This window comes from Gemmatimonadota bacterium (assembly GCA_022560615.1).
In the GTDB taxonomy this organism is placed as follows: domain Bacteria; phylum Gemmatimonadota; class Gemmatimonadetes; order Longimicrobiales; family Gaopeijiaceae; genus UBA1138.
The window spans coordinates 1-19,005 of sequence record JADFSR010000020.1 but is presented as its reverse complement, the minus strand read 5'-3'; the positions used below and the strand labels follow the sequence as shown (position 1 = coordinate 19,005).

20 protein-coding genes and 1 tRNA gene are annotated in these 19,005 nt (G+C 65.7%); 13 read left to right on the top strand and 8 right to left on the bottom strand.

Annotated features, from left to right (window positions below; translation table 11 throughout):
- Positions 1-8 precede the first annotated feature (8 nt).
- On the bottom strand, positions 9-845 hold the full coding sequence (locus IIB36_12330) for a cupin domain-containing protein (GenBank protein MCH7532526.1): 837 nt from the start codon (positions 843-845) through the stop codon (positions 9-11).
- Between the two features lie 151 nt (positions 846-996).
- Between IIB36_12330 and msrB the strand changes: the two genes are divergently transcribed.
- Positions 997-1,452 carry a peptide-methionine (R)-S-oxide reductase MsrB gene (msrB, locus tag IIB36_12325; protein ID MCH7532525.1) on the top strand — a complete coding sequence of 152 codons (456 nt, stop codon included), beginning with the start codon at positions 997-999 and terminating at the stop codon, positions 1,450-1,452.
- 23 nt (positions 1,453-1,475) lie between these two features.
- On the opposite strand, the gene IIB36_12320 is transcribed toward msrB, so the two are convergent.
- The gene (locus IIB36_12320) at positions 1,476-3,233 is read right to left on the bottom strand and encodes a hypothetical protein (GenBank protein ID MCH7532524.1); all 1,758 of its coding nucleotides are present in this window, start codon (positions 3,231-3,233) and stop codon (positions 1,476-1,478) included.
- Between the two features lie 201 nt (positions 3,234-3,434).
- Between IIB36_12320 and IIB36_12315 the strand changes: the two genes are divergently transcribed.
- From IIB36_12315 to IIB36_12295, 5 genes are all read left to right on the top strand, one after another.
- The gene (locus tag IIB36_12315; protein ID MCH7532523.1) at positions 3,435-4,031 is read left to right on the top strand and encodes a hypothetical protein; all 597 of its coding nucleotides are present in this window, start codon (positions 3,435-3,437) and stop codon (positions 4,029-4,031) included.
- A gap of 29 nt (positions 4,032-4,060) precedes the next feature.
- On the top strand, positions 4,061-4,582 hold the full coding sequence (locus IIB36_12310; GenBank protein ID MCH7532522.1) for a hypothetical protein: 522 nt from the start codon (positions 4,061-4,063) through the stop codon (positions 4,580-4,582).
- A gap of 17 nt (positions 4,583-4,599) precedes the next feature.
- Positions 4,600-5,613 carry an NAD-dependent isocitrate dehydrogenase gene (locus IIB36_12305; GenBank protein ID MCH7532521.1) on the top strand — a complete coding sequence of 338 codons (1,014 nt, stop codon included), beginning with the start codon at positions 4,600-4,602 and terminating at the stop codon, positions 5,611-5,613.
- A gap of 7 nt (positions 5,614-5,620) precedes the next feature.
- On the top strand, positions 5,621-5,992 hold the full coding sequence (locus IIB36_12300; GenBank protein ID MCH7532520.1) for a hypothetical protein: 372 nt from the start codon (positions 5,621-5,623) through the stop codon (positions 5,990-5,992).
- 107 nt (positions 5,993-6,099) lie between these two features.
- Complete coding sequence (locus IIB36_12295; GenBank protein MCH7532519.1) at positions 6,100-7,284, top strand: acyl-CoA dehydrogenase family protein; 1,185 nt, start codon at positions 6,100-6,102, stop codon at positions 7,282-7,284.
- 7 nt (positions 7,285-7,291) lie between these two features.
- On the opposite strand, the gene IIB36_12290 is transcribed toward IIB36_12295, so the two are convergent.
- From IIB36_12290 to IIB36_12270, 5 genes are read right to left on the bottom strand one after another with little or no spacing between them, the layout of a single operon-like run.
- Positions 7,292-8,302, bottom strand: coding sequence for an MBL fold metallo-hydrolase (locus tag IIB36_12290; GenBank protein MCH7532518.1), 1,011 nt, complete (start codon positions 8,300-8,302; stop codon positions 7,292-7,294).
- Positions 8,303-8,331: 29 nt separating this feature from the next.
- Positions 8,332-9,564, bottom strand: coding sequence for a spore maturation protein (locus IIB36_12285; protein MCH7532517.1), 1,233 nt, complete (start codon positions 9,562-9,564; stop codon positions 8,332-8,334).
- 15 nt (positions 9,565-9,579) lie between these two features.
- The gene (mpaA, locus tag IIB36_12280) at positions 9,580-10,281 is read right to left on the bottom strand and encodes a murein tripeptide amidase MpaA (protein ID MCH7532516.1); all 702 of its coding nucleotides are present in this window, start codon (positions 10,279-10,281) and stop codon (positions 9,580-9,582) included.
- On the bottom strand, positions 10,278-11,030 hold the full coding sequence (locus IIB36_12275; GenBank protein ID MCH7532515.1) for a M15 family metallopeptidase: 753 nt from the start codon (positions 11,028-11,030) through the stop codon (positions 10,278-10,280). The genes mpaA and IIB36_12275 overlap by 4 nt, the downstream gene beginning before the upstream one ends.
- Positions 11,031-11,083: 53 nt before the next feature.
- Positions 11,084-12,274, bottom strand: a complete 1,191-nt coding sequence (locus IIB36_12270) for an aminopeptidase (protein MCH7532514.1) — start codon at positions 12,272-12,274, stop codon at positions 11,084-11,086.
- A gap of 149 nt (positions 12,275-12,423) precedes the next feature.
- Between IIB36_12270 and IIB36_12265 the strand changes: the two genes are divergently transcribed.
- From IIB36_12265 to IIB36_12235, 7 genes are all read left to right on the top strand, one after another.
- Positions 12,424-13,353: an MBL fold metallo-hydrolase gene (locus IIB36_12265; GenBank protein MCH7532513.1), complete on the top strand. Its 930-nt coding sequence runs from the start codon at positions 12,424-12,426 to the stop codon at positions 13,351-13,353.
- Positions 13,350-13,820 carry a YaiI/YqxD family protein gene (locus tag IIB36_12260; protein MCH7532512.1) on the top strand — a complete coding sequence of 157 codons (471 nt, stop codon included), beginning with the start codon at positions 13,350-13,352 and terminating at the stop codon, positions 13,818-13,820. Before IIB36_12265 ends, IIB36_12260 begins: the two co-directional genes overlap by 4 nt.
- A 112-nt stretch (positions 13,821-13,932) precedes the next feature.
- Positions 13,933-14,006: transfer RNA gene (locus tag IIB36_12255), tRNA-Lys, on the top strand.
- Positions 14,007-14,301: 295 nt separating this feature from the next.
- A complete protein-coding gene (locus IIB36_12250) occupies positions 14,302-14,508 on the top strand; it encodes a helix-turn-helix domain-containing protein (protein MCH7532511.1) in 207 nt (68 codons plus the stop codon).
- Positions 14,508-17,252, top strand: coding sequence for a DUF3987 domain-containing protein (locus tag IIB36_12245; protein ID MCH7532510.1), 2,745 nt, complete (start codon positions 14,508-14,510; stop codon positions 17,250-17,252). The genes IIB36_12250 and IIB36_12245 overlap by 1 nt, the downstream gene beginning before the upstream one ends.
- Entirely contained in the window at positions 17,249-17,527 is a 279-nt protein-coding gene (locus IIB36_12240; protein MCH7532509.1) for a hypothetical protein, read from the top strand. Before IIB36_12245 ends, IIB36_12240 begins: the two co-directional genes overlap by 4 nt.
- Positions 17,524-18,102: a helix-turn-helix transcriptional regulator gene (locus tag IIB36_12235; protein MCH7532508.1), complete on the top strand. Its 579-nt coding sequence runs from the start codon at positions 17,524-17,526 to the stop codon at positions 18,100-18,102. The genes IIB36_12240 and IIB36_12235 overlap by 4 nt, the downstream gene beginning before the upstream one ends.
- 387 nt (positions 18,103-18,489) lie before the next feature.
- Here IIB36_12235 and IIB36_12230 read toward each other — a convergent pair whose 3' ends face one another.
- Entirely contained in the window at positions 18,490-18,993 is a 504-nt protein-coding gene (locus tag IIB36_12230; protein MCH7532507.1) for a hypothetical protein, read from the bottom strand.
- Between the last annotated feature and the right edge of the window lie 12 nt (positions 18,994-19,005).

Below are 19,005 nucleotides of genomic sequence, written 5' to 3'. Positions count from 1 at the left end.
CTGATCCGCTAGGACTCGTCGTGGAAGTAGGAATCAGTGCCGTCGAGCCAGTCCTGACGAGGAGGGCTGAAGACATCCAGGTCGAAGGTGTCCTCGAGAGCCTCGGCGCGGTGTGGCACGTTCGACGGGATGAACAGGACCTCACCGGACGAGACGACGAGCTCCTGGTAGTCGGCCGAACCCTCGTCGCCGAGCCAAAAGCGGAGCGCGCCGTCCACGATGTAGGTGAGCTGCTCGTTCTCGTGGGAGTGCCACGGTACCACGGCGCCCTGATCCAGGTGCACATGTGCGATCATCATGCGGTCGCCGGTGAACACGCGCCGTGTGATGTCGTCTTTCACCGTCTCCAAGGGGATGTCGTCCCACTTGCTGTGGCGAACGGAAGAATCGCTCATTTCGGGGCTCCGATGTCGATTGGCGGACCGGCCAATCGGCACGGCGGAGCCCCCGCTGTCAATGGGCTCGCCGCCAGTACTTCGTCCTACTCCCGCAGAGGAACGGCGGCGGCGGCCCTGCTGGCTCTTCGAGCGGGGAGCCAGGTCTCCAATCGCCGGGCTGCTGAGGTCGGCGGCGAGCGTTGCGACACGCGAGGCGCCTTCTGCGAGCGAGCGCCGGCCATCCGCTGTCAGCTCGTAGTAGCGCCGGCGCGGCCGGCCCTCACGCTCGGCGGTGCGCTGATCCTCCCAACGGGCCGTGACCAGAACGCTCCTCTTGAGGCGCCCGAGCGTGGGGTACACGGTGCCCGACGGCAGACCGGTGCGCGTCACGATCTCGAGTCCGTACCCGCTGTTGGCGCGGATCGCGCCGAGGATCTGCAGCGAGGTGATGCCGAGAGAACGGGGCATGGTTCGTCTGTGAATGAGTCCGTATATAGAAATATAAGGTAAGTAGTATTTGAAATCTTGGACCCGGTCAAGTGTGAGTTGGTTGCGCACTGGGATCTGGGTTAGCCCGGGGGGGTAGCGCCGTAGACGGGAATCGCACATCGGGGGATCCGTGACCGACCGCATCGACAAGACCGACGCCGAGTGGCGGGAGCTGCTCAGCGAAGAGGAGTACGAGGTCCTTCGCAAGAAGGGCACGGAGCGCGCCTTCACGGGGAAACTCTTGGGTGAGAAGACCGCCGGCACGTACCGGTGCAAGGGGTGCGGTGAACCGGTCTTCTCTTCGCACACCAAGTACGACTCCGGCTCCGGATGGCCGTCGTTCTACGAGCCGATGGAGGGCGGCTCGGTCGAGACCGAAACCGACCGCAGCCTCTTCATGACGCGTACGGAAGTGCACTGCTCGAAGTGCGGCGGACACCTCGGGCACGTCTTCCCTGACGGGCCGCAGCCGAGTGGGCAGCGCTACTGCATCAATTCCTGCTCGCTGGACTTCGACGAGTCGGGTGCGGAGCCGATGGAGATCTCATCCGAGCGCGCGAGCGGCGGAGCCTCCGAGCCGGGCTGAGGGGGCGCACGGGCGTGTAGCCGTCAGCGAACTGGCTCGAGCGCGATGAGCCCTTCGTTCATGTCCGAGACCCAGACCAGCCCGTTGTGGAGCTGGGGAGCCCAGGCACACGTGTCCTGGCTGGGACGATTACAGAAGCCGGAGCCGCCGTTGTATCGGAGCCCGGCGATCTCCCGGCCCTGTCGGTCGAGCTCTCCCAGGAGTTCGCCGGTGACGTCGAGCGCGCGCAGTCCTTCGGCGTACCACGCCACGTAGAGGGTGCCCGTCGCCTCATCGAGCCAGAAGTTGTGTGGCGGCTGCCCGGGGACGCCGTAGGTGGCCACTTTCCGGGGCTCGCGCAGGTTGCGCACGTCGACCACGTGCATGAGGCCGGGGGTGCCGAAGTCTTCTTCCCCGACGAAGACGTAGCCGGCTTCGGGCCAGTACCAGGCGTTGTGGGTCTGTCCGCCGAGCTCCTCTAGCCGGGAAACCTCGACCGGGGCCTCGGGCGTGCCACCGGCGATGCCGTAGCCGACGTCGAGGATCACGAGTCCGGCGTTCCAGTGCGACAAGAAAGCGAGCCCGTCGCGCACGTAGACGTCGTGCAGAGAGCTCGAGCCGGCCCAGTAGCGGCCGACGATGCGGGGCGAGGTCGGATCCGAGATGTCCAGTATGCGAAGCCCGAAGCCCGTGCCGTCCACAGCGACGTATGCGTAGTCCCCATCGATCCAGACGTTGTGAACGCCCGACTCCAACTCCGACGTGAACCGGCCGAGGACGGTGGGTGCCAGCGGGTCGGCCAAGTCGAGGATCGTGATGCCGTTGAGCGTGTCTTGCGAGTGCTCGTGTGTGATGATCGCGAGCGTCCCGTCGGCCCGGATTTTCACGTCGTTCACCTTCCGTGCGTCGATCTCCAGTGAGAAGACCTTCTGCGCAGAAGAGGGGTCGGCTATGTCCCACACGTTGAGCGTGTTCCCGAAGTTGATGCCGGTGCCGACCGGCCGACTACCCCACGTGCCGGCGTAGGCCACCGTACCGTGAAGCCAGAGGTCGGACGTGTAGCGTTCGGATTCCTGAGCCCGGCCCACGATGTTGAATGAGCCGGTGAGCCCGCGCTCGTTCACGTCCAGTCGGAGCGTATCGGAGGCGACGCCGGCGCGGGCGACGAGTGTGACATTCCCTGCCTCATACGCGACGAACTGGCCGCTCGTGCCCAGGTGTCCGGCGTCGGACGGCTCCAGGCTCCACGAGACCGGCACCCCCTGGAGCACGGTCCCATTCGCGTTTCGCGCTTCCAGCGGTAGCGAGACCACATCGCCCACGCGAGCCGTCGTCTGAGTGGAGAGGATCTCGACACTCACCACCGCGCTGTCGGAGTAGTCGAGGACCACGAAGCGCACCGCGACCTGAGCGCTGGTCTGCGACCCACCACGAGCGGTGATCGCGGCGTCGTACTCGCCCGGGATCAGCGATCCTTGCACAGAGAGTGAGACAGTTAGCGTCCGGGCTGCACCCGCGTTCAGCGTGGGAATCTCCTGAGGGGCGGTCATCAGGTGCGAGCCCGGAACCGTGGCGCCGTCGGCGTCGCGAACTCCCGATACCAGGAGCTCGACCGGGCCCACGGCCTGACCACCCGTGTTCCGGAGCTCGATCTGGCCTTCCCGAAGCGTGCCCAGGTCGAGCATGGGTTCCGAGAACTCGAGGTGCGGCGGGGCCTCGGGCTCAGAGGTGAGCGAGCACGACGCCAGTAGCACCAGCGCGGTGGCGGCGAGCAAACAGAGGCGAAGTCGTCGCGCGAGCACCCGAGACTAGTCTCCGAAAAAGGACATGAAGGCGGAACTGCTTCGCCGCGCCGCTGAATCAAATACGTGCGAGTCGCGGCGAGTTTGCAAGGCGGGCCCGAAGGTTCAACACCCTGCGCGCCTTGTCTACCTTACGAGGCTGCATCGGCTGCGACCCGCGCGGAAGGGGTTCGATTGTTAGACAGGACGAGAAAGGGAGTTGTGGGCGCACACGCCTGTGCGGCGATTCTCGTCGCGCTGGTGCTCTCCGCCTGCGGTGGAAACAGGCCCCCTCCGGGACCGGGGACCTCACTGGGCACGCCGCCGGACCTGCGGGGGAGACGAGTGCTGGTATTGCCCGTGCAGCAGGTACTCGGCGTCTCCGGCGATCCCGACGCGGAGCTCGCGTTCGGGCTCCGGGACCGCACGCAGGACGTCACCTGGGTGCTCCCACATGAAGTGGAGGAGATCCTCGCACGCTCGCCGGCGATCAACGCGAGCACGCGTGGCCTTCCCGTAGGACTCTTCCTGCGGGCAGAAGTGCGCAGGATCGGAGATCCCCTCTTCGGGGAACTCCGGAGGATGGCGGCGCTCGTCAATGCCGACGCGGTGCTGTTGCCGGTGCAGGCGGCGCTCGCCGCCGACGTTGGAGAAGACCCCACGATCCGATGGTCAGTGGCGCTCATCGAGGTTCGAACGGGGCGAGTTCCCTGGTTCGGCGTCGTAGAAGGTGGGGCGTTTCCGGAGGGCGATCCCCGGGGTCTGGCCTCCTCGGTCGACCGGCTGGCCCGGACGTTGCTGTGGTACGTGGCTCGATGAAGACGGGATAGCGTACGCGAAGGAGAGATATGATCGCGACGAACATGAAGCGTAGAACGCACAGGACGGTTCTTGCGGCGGTGGTGTCGGTCTGCGTGGGCTGTCAGGAGCCTGTGGATCTTGCCGTGCCGACTCCCTCTGAGGTGAAGGAATACTACATATACGACGGTGCGCTGAGCGCCGAGGTGACAGGGAACGTCGTCACGGTTTCGGTCGCACAGGACCCCCAAATGTTACGCCGGGGCGGCTCTCTGTGGGCGAAGGTGGGACCGTACATTTTCGTGTTCTCAGACGAGACGCACCAGCTCTTCCAGGACTATGCGGGACTGGCAGGGGTCCGCGTCGTCACCACCGTCGGAGGCGTGCGGGTGGCAAGCGTGCTGCTGGCGAGGGAGACGCTCAGCGACGTGCTGTGGCGTAGATCGCTCAACATCGCGGGTAAGGCTCGCCGTGACGGCACCGAGCAGGTTACGCTGCTGCAAGACCTCGTCCGTTGGGGTGAGGACCGCACCGAGTACGAATACAATCCCAGATACACGCGCGGTCGCTGATGGCGAATTGAAGAGCCATGTCACAGACCGTTACCGTGATCCCTGGAGACGGGATCGGACCCGAAGTCACGGACGCCACGCTCGCGGTCCTCAAGGCCGCGGGCGCCGACCTCGAGTACGACATGCAGCAGGCCGGACTCATCGCGCTACGGGAGCAGCGCAACCCTCTGCCGAAGAGCACTCTGGAGTCCGCGGAGGCGAACCGGATCATTCTCAAGGGTCCGCTCACGACCCCGTCTGGCTCCGGCTTCCGCTCCATCAACGTCGAGATGCGAAGGGCGTTCGATCTCTACGCCAACGTGCGGCCCGTGCGCACGCTCGTCCCCGGGGGACGGTACGAGGACATCGACCTCGTGCTCATTCGCGAGAACACGGAAGGTCTCTACGTGGGAGTGGAGCACTACATCGGCATACACGGTGACCCGCGCGCGGCCGCCGAGTCGGTCATGATCATTACCCGCTTCGGGGCCGAGCGCATCTGCCGCTATGCGTTCGAATACGCGCGCGCCCACGGTCGGAAGAAGGTCACGCTCGCGCACAAGGCCAACATCCTGAAGTACACGCAGGGCCTCTTCCTCGACGTGGGAAGGGAGGTCGCGAAGGAGTATCCGGAGATCGAGTGGGAGGACCGCATCATCGACGCGACGGCGATGATGCTCGTGCTCGATCCGTACCGCTTCGACGTCCTGGTCATGGAGAACATGTTCGGGGACATCCTCTCCGATCTCATGGCCGGACTCGTGGGTGGGCTCGGCCTCGCGCCGGCTGGAAACATCGGGGCCGATGCCGCGATGTTCGAGGCCGTGCATGGCTCGGCTCCGGACATCGAGGGCCAGGGCATCGCGAACCCGACGGGACTGCTCCTGTCCGCGTGCCTGCTGCTCGATCACGTCGAGCAGCCGGACGTCGCGTCGAGGATCCGCGACGCGATCGATACCGTCATTCTGGCCGGCGCGAGTCGGACGGTGGACATGGGCGGTAGTGCCTCGACGAAGGAGTACACCGAAGCCCTCGTGCGCGCCCTCGCCTGACCTGCCCATGACCGAAGACGGCCCCGACTGGCGCGATCGCTACCCGGACGAGATCACCTGCGTTCGCTGCCTCGAAGTGCACGACCAGATGTACCTGGATCGGCTGCTCTGGTGTGACCGGTGCCGCTCCCTGGCGAGAAACCGAGCCGGTTGGTGGGGCTGGGTCGGTGGCTGGAGCTTCGGCCTCGGCATTGCGGGCTACATCTGGATCTTCGTCCGCCCCACGGATCTCGTGATCGGCGGTTGGTTCGGAACGGTCGCGATGGGGATCTGGCTCGGCACAAGGGTTTGCCGTGAACTCGCGTACGGCGTCATCCGCTTCATGAACGCGCGAGCCGTAGAGGCCAGTCCACCCAAGGCGGACAGGACCTCCGAGTAGGGCTACCGCTCGGCTCCCGCCCGGTCCCATTTCTGGGCGTCTAGGTTATTTTCCCGTCTCTGGACACGGATCCGGGACCGACACCCGACACGGACGGAATACGAGCGATGGCCCGCTTCGAAGGCATCGACTTCTACGACATCGACTCGCTCTTTTCGGAAGAGGAGCGGATGATTCGCGACACGGTCCGCTCCTTTGTCGAAGACCGCGTCATGCCGATCATCGGCGAGGCGTACATCGAGCGGAAGTTCCCGAGACAGCTCATCCCAGAGCTCGGCGAACTCGGTGTGTTCGGTGCGAACCTGCCGGAAAAATACGGCTGCGCCGGACTGAACAACGTGGCGTACGGCCTCATCATGCAGGAGCTCGAGCGGGGCGATTCCGGCATCCGCTCGTTCGTTTCCGTACAGGGCGCGCTCGTCATGTACCCCATCTTCGCGTTCGGGAGTGAAGAGCACCGGACCGAGTGGTTGCCCAGGCTCGCCACCGGGGAAGCGATCGGATGCTTCGGCCTGACCGAAGCGGACTACGGGTCCGATCCGGGCGGCATGGTCACCACCGCGAAGGAGACCGCTGACGGGTGGCTGCTCAACGGCGCCAAGATGTGGATCACGAACGGTTCGATGGCGGACGTGGCAGTCATCTGGGCCCAGACCCGCGAAATCGGGGACGTGAAGGGTATCCGCGGCTTCGTGGTGCCGACGGCCACCCCCGGCTTCAGCGCGCGCGACCAGAAGGGCAAGCTCTCGCTGCTCGCGAGCGATACCAGCGAGATCGTGCTGCAGGATGTCGAGCTCCCCCAGAGCGCCGTGCTGCCCGAAAGCACCGGCGGCCTGAAGCAACCGCTCATGTGCCTCACACAGGCACGCTACGGCATCGCCTGGGGTGCGGTCGGCGCCGCGATGGCGTGCTTCCACGAAGCGCTCTCGTATTCCAAGGAGCGCCTCGTATTCGGCTCGCCCATCGGTGGGAAGCAGATCCAACAGGTCCGGCTCGCCGACATGCTCACGAGCATCACGACCGGGCAGCTGCTCACCTACCGTCTCGGCCGGATGAAGGACGAGGGCACGATGACGCCACAACAGGTCTCGCTCGCGAAGCGCGCCAACGCCGACATGGCGACGAACATCGCGCGGGAAGCACGCCGTCTGCTCGGTGCGAACGGCATCCTCGTGGAGTACCACTCGATGCGGCACATGGCCAACCTCGAGTCGGTGTACACGTACGAGGGGACGCACGACATCCACTCGCTCATCCTCGGCCAGACGCTGACAGGGCTGAGCGCCTTCTAGCCTAAGCCTAGTCGGCTGCGAGTAGGCCGGCCCTCGCGCATTCCGCTGCCACCGTCAGGTAACGACCGACACCGTCGCTCCCGACCACGTACGGGTGTGGGTCGCCGTCGCCGCGGGTCGCCAGGGCTGGCATCTTGGTCGGGGATCCGTCGAAGCTGGGGTGGTTCGAGATCAGCACGTCGGCGCCCGCGGCGCTCGCGAGATCCCGGAAGCGCTCGGCGGACTCCACGTACTCCCCGAACCATCGCGCATCCTCACCTCGCCCCATGAAGTTGAATGCGGTACCGCCCCACAGGGCCGCCATGTGCTGGCTGTCTCCGTCCGTGACGGGAATCAGCGAGGAGATCGTTCCCGGCGTATGTCCGGGCGTATGGTGGAGCACCAGCGTCGTTTCACCGAGCCGTAGCTCGTAACCGTCCTCGGCCACGATGTCGCGCTCGGGCTTCGGCCAGTCGCCCCGGCTATTGTCGAGCAGGTCCCAGTCGGCGGCAGCGAGTACGACCCGCGCGCCGAAGCGGTCCTGCAGGTACCGGGCGCCGCCGACGTGATCCCGGTGCGCATGGCTCACGACGACGTATCGGATGGTCTCCGGGTCCAGGCCCAGCTTCGTGAGACCCTCCACGATCTCGGCCTCTACCGAGTACTCGAAGAGAGGGTCGATGATGATGATCCCCTCCGACGTGGTGACGGCCCAGGCCGTGTACCGCGTCTGACCCACGAAGTAGAGGTTGTCGAAGACCTGGAGCGGCTCGGCGTACCACTCGGACCGCGGTGGAGGTCCCGGAGCACGGGGGGTCGCCGGACGAGTCTGTGCGGCGGGCGCAGGGGTCGGCGGTTGTGCTGTGGCCCGGGTGCACAACAGATCCAGAAGCGCACCGTGTTCCTCTCCGGACGCGACTGTGGCGGCGGCCACGTGCTGTTCGATGGTGAGGACTTCGGGCGGCGCTTCCTCAGCAGGGGCGCAGCTCGAGAAGACCGCGATCACGGCCACGAAGAGACCCGTCGTATGTGCTGTCATTCCATGCCTCCCGACGCTAGTGCTAAGTGCTAGTGGAAGAACAAGTACGCGATGAAGATGCCGGCCACGATCGCGGTGCCGTCGGCGATGAGGCCGCAGGCCACGGCGTGCCGGGTCTTGCGCACCGACACCGATCCAAAGTACAGCGCAATGATGTAGAACGTCGTGTCGGTGGAGCCCTGGAATGTGCTCGTGAGACGACCGATGAACGAGTCCGCGCCGTGCGTCTGCATGGCGTCCACCATCATGCCGCGCGCGCCGCTCCCGCTGAGCGGCTTCATGAAAGCGGTCGGTAGTGCCTCGATGAAGTCGGTGTTCAATCCCAGGACGGTGAAGACTCTCCCGATGCCCGCGACCAGCAGGTCCATGGCGCCGGAGGCGCGGAACACCCCGATGGCGACGAGGATGGCCACGAGGTAGGGGATGATCTTGATGACGACGGGAAAGCCCTCCTTTGCCCCCTCGATGAACGCGTCGTAGACGTTCACCCTGCGCACCGCCGCCATGAAGATGAAGAGGGTGATGATGCCGAAGAGCATGACGTTCGCCACGACGGTCGACACCAACTCGACCTCCTCCGGGGGCAGGCTGGAGAAGTAGTAAATGATGGCCGCGATCACCGCGGTGATGCCGCCCAGATACGCCATCACGACCCGGTCGAAGAGGTTGATGCGCTGCACGACGGCTACCGAAATCAGCCCTGCCATCGTGGAGAAGAAGGTGGTCAGGAGGATGGGCAGGAAGATGTCCGACGGATTGGCGGCTCCCATCTGGGCGCGGTAGACCATGACGCTGATGGGGATCAGCGTCAGCCCCGACGTGTTGAGCACCAGGAACATGATCTGCGCGTTGGACGCGGTGTCCTTCTCCGGGTTCAGCTCCTGGAGTTCCTGCATGGCCTTGAGGCCCAGAGGCGTCGCCGCATTGTCGAGACCCAGCATGTTCGCAGCGAAATTCATGATGATCGAGCCGTGCACTGGGTGGTCCCGCGGAATCTCCGGGAAGATCCGGTGGAAGAAGGGGCGCACCACCTTGGCGAGGGCTGCGATGACGCCGCCTTTTTCGCCGACGCGCATGAGTCCCAGCCAGAGCGTGAGCACGCCGGTGAGGCCCAGCGAGATCTCGAACGCGACCCCGGCCATGTCGAAGGTGCTCGCGACCATGGCGGTGAAGATCTCGGTGTCGTGGAAGAACACGAGCTTCACCCCCGCCACGACGAAGGCGATCAGGAAGAAGCCGATCCAGATGACGTTGAGAACCATGGACGCGCGCTAGTGTTATGGCTGAATCGGTCGAGTGAGGAGCTCGACGAGCACCGGCACATGCTCGCGGACCGCCTCGTCGGGTGTGATGAGCCCGAACTCGTACGTCACTACGGGCAGCCCCTGTTCCGCGCCCCAGGTGCCGAAGGAACCCGGCGTGGGGTAGCCGACGTCCGGCACCAGCGGCAAGCCGCTGCGCTCCGCAATCCACCGTCCCAGCTCGCTGTCATTCGGGTCGTCGATGCAGGCGAGGGGCGCGTGCAGCGCGACGACCGCCTCCGGCTCCAGCTCCCGGATGAGCAGAATGAGGGCTTGGGTCTCGGGCTCGGAGCCGGGCGAGTCACCCGGACTCAGTGCGACATCCCTGGGGGCATCGAGGGTGGAGCGGTGCAGCACGGGGTCGCTTCGCCAGTCGCTCGTAGGAAAGTTCCGGTTCAAGTCCACGCCGCGGGCGTTCCCTCGCGTGCCACGGATGAGCCCGTCCGGATTGGCCGCGAGCACGACCGCACAGTGGGGCGAGGGTTCCGCCAACTGTCGAAGCGCCTTGGAAAGCGCGGTGGTCGTCTCTGCTTCCTCCCCGTGGATCGCGGCGAAGACGAGGAGGCGGCAAGGTTCCGCGGAGCGCCAAACCTCGAGGGCGCTCCCCAAGTGGGAGTGGCCGTACGCGTCGCTTTCCCACGGGATGGTGCCCTGTTCCTGTCGCGGGCGGAGGCTCAAGAAAGATTCCTGTTGGTGTTGATGACGAACCGCTGGTAGATGTCCTCCAGGTGCTCGAGAACCGTTCCCTTCAGCTCGAGGTCGGATGCCGAGAGGGTGGCACGGAGAATATCGGTGGTGAGCCCCTTTTCGCACGGGGCGGCCACAGGTGCATGGCTCAGGTGCCAGCGCTCAGGCGCCACCCCCTGCCGATCTTCGTCGTAAGGGCGAAAGAAGCCATAGCCAGTGCCGGCGGCGATCTTCTCGTCGAGCCACTCGTGCAGAGGCGCGAACATGCCGCCGGTCTCCACCTCCTCCGGGATCAGCTCGATCTCGTACGCACTGGGGCGAGCGTTCTCGTCGTAGACGTCGATGTCCGTGCCCCAGTGGTGTCGGGAGGCGCCGGGTAGGGCCGACCACCGCAGGATCGCGTAGACGAGCTCGCGTTCGTTCAGGTGCTCGATGTCCAGGGGCACTGCACGGGAATCCAGCACGGCGAGCTCGCCGGTGGCCTTCCGGTTCCAGATGGAGCTCTGGCGGTCGAGGCTCCGGAATCCACTGAAGATGCGCAGGTCGAAGCCCGCGACCAGCGCGTCGTCCCGGAGGCGTAGGAACGGCTGCACAACGTCCCGGTGGAGCTGGGCGCCGAGCCGCTGGGTGTCGGCGGACGAACAGAGGTGGCTGTCGGTCTGGCCGATGAGCGACGCGGGGTCGATCCAGTGGGCGCCGCCGGTGGCGAACGCTCTCGGCGTGGGTACCGTGTGGCGCATCGTCTTCCTCCTGAGGGTCTGCGGGTCAGTCGTGGGGCACGGAAGCGAACGAGCTACCGCACCAAACGACCACCCTCGACCCAGTTCTCGCCGTCGACCGTGACCGTCGCATCCACGAAAAAATTCCAGCGTACATAGCCACCGGCCACGGTCCCGCCCAGCTCCGTGTTGTCCCCCAGCGAGAGCCGAACGACACCCGCGCCGTACCCGTAGTAGGGAATCCACCGCTCGCCCGCGCTGGGTATCGCGAGCAGGGGGTTGAAGCCGAGCGCGAACTCCCGGAACGCTTTACCCGCGTCGCCTGCGGCCTCGATCTCGCTCAGCGCAGCATCAGCTCCTGCGGACGCCTCGAGCGAGACCATCACGCCGCGCTCGAACCGGAGCGTGAGGTTCTCCGTCCGCTCCCCGCCCCAGACGGAGGGTGGGAAGACGATGGTGCCCTCGATGCTCTCCTCGATGGGCGCGACGCGGATCGCGCCCGCGGGAAGCTCCACCTCTCGATCGATCAGATTCCGCCCGGTGCGCGCCCGTGCCGCGGACGCGTCCCCGTCTTGCTTGGTGACCGGCCGGTCACCGATTCGGAACGAGATGTCCGTTCCCGCGGGAGTGGTTACCCGCACCGTCGCGTCGCGCATGGCGTCCTCGAACGCGCGCTGCGCTGCGCCCAACGCCGCGTAGTCCGTGTCGGTAAGCACGCTCACGTAGAAGTCGTCCACCATCTCGTCGATGGCCCGGAGCGTGCCGTCCAGGTTGTACGCGCCCAACCAGTGGAAGTGAATCGTGCGGCCGCGGTCCCCACGCAGCACGTCCTGCATCGCCGCGTACACGGGGTTGGCGGGGGTCGGGCCGGGCAGCATGAGCGCGGCGTCCACATCGGTGAGCAGTCCGGCGAGCGCATCCCGGGGCTGCCCGATCAAGCTGCGGGTGAAGTCCGTGGCCCAGTCGTCGGGGGCTTCGCCCTCCACGGCCCACACGCCGAGATCTACCGCGCCGGCCGACTCGACGCCTGTCCTGAGCAGTGGCATGAGCGGATCGAAGCGCCCGGGCAGTGCCACGAGCAGCACGCGTTCGCCCGGTTGTAGATCGAGCCGCACGAGCAGCACGTCCGCGACCCGCTGGAAGTCGATCGCGGCGCTTGCTTCGGCCGACGCGTCCGCGATGCCGTCGCTGGACCTGGCCGTATCGCCGCAGGCGTGGAGGAAGGGGATCAGGGTCACCAGCACAGCAGATAGGATGCGGGACATCGGATGCTCCTCGCTCGTGACTTCCAGCGGATCAGGACGTGAAGTCGCCATCGTGACACCCCCGGTGGAGAAGCGCCAGACCACGTGCGCGGGGGCCCGCAAGACCCCATTTTCCGCATCCCCCGCCACTGATCGCCGGAGATGGACCCATGCGCCGTTTCGCCGCCGTCATCGCTTCTGTTATGGCCGCTGTTGTCGCTCTCAGCACCCTCGGGCTCACGGCCCCACTCACCGCCCAGGACTTCGACGCGGTCCAGATCCGTACCCAGTCTCTGGGCGGCGGCATCTACATGCTCATGGGACAGGGTGGCAACATCGGATTGTCGGTCGGCGAGGACGGGGTCTTCATCGTGGACGACCAGTTCGCTCCGCTCACCGACAAGATCCTCGCGGCGATCGCCGAAATCACCTCCGAGTCCGTGCGCTTCGTCTTCAATACGCACTGGCATGGGGACCACACGGGCGGCAACGAGAACCTGGGACGCACCGGCGCGCTCATCGTGGCGCACGAGAACGTGCGCTATCGGCTGAGCATGGATCAGGTGCTCGAGCGCATCGGGCGTCCCGCTGCCGAGAGTCCCGCGGTCCCCGAGGGGGCCTGGCCCGTGGTCACTTTCACCGAAGACGTGACCTTCCATCTGAACGGTGACGAGCTGCACGCGTTCCACGTCGAGAACGCGCACACCGACGGCGATGCGATCGTGCACTTCAAGCGCGCCAACGTCGTGCACATGGGGGACACGTTCTTCCGTGATCGCTTCCCCTTCATCGACACCGCGACCGGGGGATCGATCGATGGCATGATCGCCGCGTCCGGGACTGCGCTCGCGGTCATGGACGGCGAGACCCAGGTCATTCCCGGTCACGGTGCGCTCTCGAACCGGGAGGATCTGCGCCGGTACCGCGATGCGCTCAAGACCATGCGCGATGCCGTCGCGGATCTCATGGAGCAGGGCCGTTCGCTCGAGCAGATCGTCGCGGCGCGCCCCATCCGCGCGCAGGCCGAAGCGTGGGGGCAGAGCGAAGAGGCGGAGGCGTCCTTCGTGGCGACGATCCACCACGGGATCGGCGCACGATAAGCACGTCGCCGCGAATTCTCGTCGACGCGGACTCCTGCCCGGTCAAGGAAGAGACGTACCGCGTGGCCAAGCGGTACGGCCTGCGCGTGGTGCTCGTGTCCGCGCAGTGGCTGCGGGTGCCCCCAGAGCCGTGGCTGAAGCTCGAGGTGGTCAAGGATGGGGGCCAACTGGACGCGGCCGACGATCGGATCGTAGACATCGCGGGGCCGGGAGACATCGTAGTCACCGAGGACATCCTGCTGGCGGGGCGCTGCCTCGAAGAGGGAGCGCAGGTGTTGAGTCCGCGCGGCAGAACCTTCACCGAGGACTCGATCGGGGAGGCGATCGCGACTCGTGAGCTGATGGCCGACCTGCGTGAGTCCGGTGAGATCACGGGTGGTCCCGCGCCCTTCGGGAAGCGGGATCGCTCCAACTTTCTGCAAGAGCTCGACGCGGCCGTTCAGAAGCTCCGAAGGTCCGCGCGCTAGCGGCTGTTTGCAGGACCGAATCGATCGCCGTTACGGCGCTGGCTTCGGGTTGACCCCCGAACCTCGCTGGGTAGCTTTCTCGGCTCCCCACCGGGTTGTCTCGGTCGGGTCTGCCCTGCTAGCTCAACTGGCTAGAGCAACTGACTCTTAATCAGTAGGTTCGGGGTTCGACTCCCCGGTGGGGCACTCAGGGAAACAAATAGGCACAACGATTGTGGGCCTCCCGGGCGTAGTTCGGGAGGCCCATTGTTGTGTCCGTGTGTAACATCGTGTAACGGAAGATCTAGGACAGGTCCACGGAAGGAGGCCTGGGACGACCGGGCCCGGCCCATGGAGCACGACAGGGCACGGCAAGAATCATTGACCAATTCATCGGTTTCATATTCAATCCGATTGTGACCAGTTCCGGCTAGAACAGCGGGACACAACAGAACTCGGACAAAGGGAGGAAAGGATGCCTTAATCCAACGAGGAGATCTTGATGAGCACTTCTGCACCCGGCGGTCCACTCCCCCTGCTTGTGACCGCCAAGGACATCGCCGCGGAGTTGGACCTTCCACTCCCGAGGATCTATGAACTGGCGCGGGCGCGCCAGATCCCCGCCGTGCGTCTTGGCCGCGCGCTCCGCTTTGACCGCGACAGAGTTCGAGCCTGGCTGGCCAGAGGTGGTACCGAGGCGCAGGAGTGATGAGCGCCGAGGCACAACTCATGACGCGCATGGCCGAGTTCGATCTCCGGCCGCCTGAGATCCTCTTCGACCACAAGCTCCACCGCTTCAAGGCTGGGGGTGACAAGGGCACCCACCGCTCGGGCTCGGGCTGGTACCGGGCATACACCGATCAGCGCGGCGCCGTCTTCGGCTGTCACCGCACTGGTGTCGATGAGGCGTGGCAAATCCAGAACGGCGAGACGAAACCGACCGAAGATGAGCGGCGCGAGTGGAAGGAACGCGCAGCGTCGGCCAAGGCCGACCGCGAGAAGAGGCGAGCCGTTGCGCAGGCTAAGGCGCAGGCAATTTGGAAGGGTGGGCCGAAGGCCGAGGCCGACCACCCGTACCTCCAGGACAAGGGCATCAAGCCCACGGGCCTGCGTCAGACCGAGGACGGTAAGAAGCTGATCGCGCCGATGCGCGGCGACAACAACGAAATCGTCAGCCTTCAGACGATCACCGCCGACGGCGTCAAGCGGTTCATGGCGGACGGCTGGATCAAGGGCACGATGGCGAGCATCGGATCGCGCACAGCCTCTCGAGACATCATCTACATCACCGAGGGTTGGTCGACCGGAGCGAGCATCAACGAGGCGACCGGCGCACCTGTGGCCGTGGCGTATTACGCCGACAACCTTGCGGCCGTCACGAAGAGGATGGCCGAGAAGTTTCCCGACTCGAAGCTCATCATCGCGGCCGACAACGACTTCTGGACGAAGCGCCCAGACGGCACTCCATGGAACCCCGGCGTGGAGGCTGCTCGCCGTGCCGCTGAGGAGACGGACGCCCAGGTGGCGATACCCACCTTCCCGTTGGACGCCAACTGCCAGGACCAAAAGTGCAAAAAGGATTGCGACCTCGATCACCCGACTGACTACAACGACCTAAGGCAGTTATTCGGCGACGACGCTGTGAGGCGCTGCCTAATTCCTCGCGCTGCCCACGAGGTTCCGCTGCCCGACAGCATGGACGGCTCCGACGTCGAGTTCACGACGGAGGAACGCGAAACCCCGACTGAGTCCCCGAAAGAGTGGCCTGAGCACCCCCGCCTTCCTGGCCCGCCGGAGCCCGACCGACTCCCGGTGGAGGTGCTTCCTCCTGTCCTGCGGGACATGGCCCTGACGATCCAACGCGCCACCCAGGCCCCATCGGACGCGGCGGTGGCCGCCGTGCTGGGCGCGGTATCCGTGGCGGTGGTCGGCCAGGCGCTGGTAGAGATCTGTCCCCGGCGGCAATGGCGGAAGCCCGTCCACACCTTCGTCGGGATCGAGATGCCGTCCGGCACCGGAAAGTCGCCGCTTATCGAGCGCGTGAAAGAGCCCATCGAGCGATGGGAGGCGAAACGTGCGAGGGATCAGCGCCCCGAGAGGAGAGCGGCGGCAGAGCGGCTGAAGCTGGCAGAGGAACGGTTGGCGCGCGCGAGGAAGAAAGCCGCGAACCAGAAGGCTAGCGACGAGGATCAGTCCGCGTACCAGAACGCGGTGGCGGAGCATACGAAGGCAGAGGGTGCACCCCGCGGCGACTTTCAGCTTCTCATTCAGGACGCCACCGAAGAAGAGCTCGTCCGCATCATGGCCGACAACTGCGGCCGCGTGGCCTGCGTAGACTCGGAGGCCACCCTCCTCGAAGTGGCATCAGGCCGATACGGGAACGGTGACTCCCGCCTTGCTGCGTTGACTCACGGCTGGGACGGCGGGGCAATGCGCGTGAACCGCGTGTCCCGACCCCGCGTGGACATTCCCTCCGCCAACCTCGCCCTGCTCGTGGGCATCCAACCCGGCATCATTCACGGGATGCTGAACGCCCAGACGATGAAGCAAAGGGGAGTGCTGAACCGCTTCATCTGGGTGTCGCCCACCGTGGACTGGGACGACATCCTGGTCGGTGCCGACGTGCCCGCGCTAGACCTGGCCGCTGTTGGCCGGTACGGGGACGCCGTCACCCGCTTGCTAAACCTTCCGGCCCTATTGGCCCCGTCGGACCGGGTCCTCAAGATGTCGCCGGAGGCTCAGGAGGGTGTCTACCGCCTCGAGCAGATGAGGAAAGAGGGCATGCGCCCCGGAGGTCCCCTGGCCTCTATCCCTGGATGGGCCGGGAAGCTGCCTGACCACGGGGCCCGTATCGCCGCCCTCCTCACCGTCGCGGATCGAGCGGACCAGGGGGTGAATGACCCGTATGCAGAGCCCATACCGGGCTGGGCCATGGAGGCCGCCATCCGCCTGGTGCAGGCCATCGCCAGCCATGTGGTGAAGGTGACCGGCAAGGCTGGCGTCGACACGCTGGTGGTGAACGCCCGCTACGTGCTGGACCGTGCCCTGACGCTACCCGAAGAGCAGCGCACGGTCCGAGAGCTACATCGCGCATGTGACTCACGGCCAAGCCTACGGTTGAAGGACGATTTCCAGCCCGTCCTAGACGACTTGGTGTCCCGGGGCTACATCCGCACTCGATTGGACAAGGACACTGGCGGCCGTCCATCCAAGGTCTTCGAGATCAACCCGCACATCCTGCGAAAGAGGGACAAAAGGGACGAAAGCCACCCCGACGGTTCTCGAATAGCGACTTCTGGCCCTTCTGTCCCCGTGTCCGACACTCCTGCGACGAAAGCACCCGACCCATGGAGCGGTACCACCCCTCCGCCTTTGCCCAACGGCCCGGCCCAGGCCGACATGGAGCCGGAACCCGACCCCACCGATCTCCTCCTGGAGCCGACCCGACGATGACCCCAGACGAGCGCCGGGCCCGTGGCACCGAACTGTGCAAGCGCCTCGCCGCCGACGTGGCCAAGGTGGCACCGCCAGGGCTGGGCGCGTGGGCATCATCGTGGGACATCGTGGCAGAGGCGTCAGCCGTCTTCTGGATCGAATTGACCGCCTGGGAGGCGGCCCCTTCGGAGCCGGCACGGCTAAACGTGCGGGCCGCCTACGAAGCTGTGCTCGATGCCTGGCGCGAGGCCGCTCACCAATTCCAAGTGCACCAGCAGGAGGCAGACCTATGAAAACCCAATCCGCCGTGACCCCTACGGACTTCCGCGCTCTCCGATTGCAGTTAGGCACCCAAGAGCAAGTCGCGGCGCTCCTGGGCGTGAGCAGGTCGCTCATCGCCGCTTGGGAGACAGGGCGGCGAGCCATCCGACCCGAGACGTTTGCGCAGCTCGAGGCGCTCGTCGCGGCCAGCGATGTCTCGCAGACCGAATCCGCTACCGGACACGCCCCTCCCGAATATCCTGTGGGTTGGGTTCGATCCGAAATCCCTGCGTGTTTACGCCTTGCTGCGGGGCTGGACTGCCGCATGCCGCCCGGCGTGGTCAACCGTGACGCGTGCGGGTGCGGCGGGTACCCCGTCCTCGACCACGTACGAATGTGGCTCATGCCAGATGGCAGGTACGCCGTTACTTCCGAGCCCTATGGTGTCGACGGCGCGGCGCTCGCGTCGTTCGTCACGATCTGCAAAGGCTTGGGCCTCAATGTTGAGGTTAGCCCTGCCTCGCCGTACTCCCCTGGCTTGACGGTGCTCTTGATCATCACGCGGCGGGAGACGCAAGACGACTACGACGACGAGTGGTGCCTGTGAGCCCAGACTACCGCCGGACCCTGACCCAGCGCGCCCGTCGCCTGAGTGCGCCACCGTGTATTCCGAGGGCCTTCCGACAGGCATTAAAGGAACTCGGGTGGAGTCAGCCGGAAGCTGCGCGCCAGCTCGGCGTCTGTTCGGAGCATAGGGTCTCCGACTACTGCCGAGGGGAGCGGCGTGTCCCTCCGTACATCGCGGCCCACCTTCGCACCCACCTCGCCATAGGGCCCACGGACGCCTGGCCGACCTTCGAGCCGCGGGACTGGCCGTTGATGCTGCCGGAGGCGCTGAGGCCCAAGATGACTCTACCTTCCCAGGAGGATTGAGCGTCAGGATGCTCCCTCCTCGAACCGGGCACCTGCGGTCCCTGATCTGGCCGAGTTCCCCCTAGCTCGTCGGGTCCAGTATGTCTCTCGTCACGACTTCCTGTACCGACTGCATTATGAACGACTCCTGTCCCGGGTTCTCCGCCGACAGCTTCCTCACGCTCGTCTTGTACGCTTCCTTCGCCCGTTCCGCCACTTGGTCTAGGTGATCTTCCAGCTCCCTCCGCCTCTTCAGACGCTGATACTCCGTTGGGTCCAAGTGCTTCAGATGCTCCTCCGCCATCCGTCTCCACGGTGGCTGAATCACCGTCATCGGCAGCTTCTTCTTCGACGGCTCCTCAGTCTCCTCTTCAGCGATTAGCGCCGCCAGCGTGCCCTTCAGGGTGCCGACGTCGTCCATGTCGGACACGTCCTCGCCCGCCTCTTCGAGATCGTCCTGCGCTGAGACGTACCACCCTCTCAGGAAGGGCTTGAGGGCGCGCAGGCTGACGCCTAAATCGTCCGCCAACTGCCTTGCGAGGTCAGCAAACTTCCTGACGCCGCTCTCCACATAGTAAATCGTCATCTTGGGCCCCCT